At 68.6% G+C, this 513-nt stretch carries 1 protein-coding gene; it reads right to left on the reverse strand.

Annotated elements, in window-relative coordinates:
* Positions 1-43: 43 nt before the first annotated feature.
* Positions 44-513, reverse strand: a 470-nt coding sequence (locus ACE039_RS07815; protein ID WP_485822047.1) for a thioredoxin family protein, incomplete at its 5' end; no start/stop codon positions are given.

Below are 513 nucleotides of genomic sequence, written 5' to 3' on the forward strand. Positions count from 1 at the left end.
GCGCCGCCCACGCGGCGCAGCAGCCATGGTATACGCCCGGGCGTCAGCGCACCAGCACCTTGTCCAGCGATTCCGTGAAGCGCTTGGCGTCCTGGAAACCCACCACGCGGGCGTCCGGCAATTCCTTGCCGCCCGGCTCGAAGAACATGATGCCCGGCGGGCCGAACAAGCGAAACCGCTTGAGCAGCGCGCGGTCGTCGGCATTGTTCGCGGTCACGTCGGCCTGCACCAGCAACATGCCCGACATGCGTTGCGCCACGCCGGGATCCGTGAAGGTGAAGCGCTCCATTTCGCGGCACGACACGCACCAATCGGCGTAGAAATCCAGCATGACCGGCTGGCGGCTTTGCGCCAGCAGCGCGTCCAGCTCGGCGTTGTTGCGCACGCGGGTGAAATGGACTTCGCCGCTTGTGGCCGCCGTGCCCGCCGGCGCACCGCCGCGCGACGCCAGATGCGACAGCGGTTGCAGTACATCACGTCCGCCGCTGGCCGCGCCGATCAGCCATGCGGCGG

Source organism: Achromobacter maghribensis, from assembly GCF_057334215.1.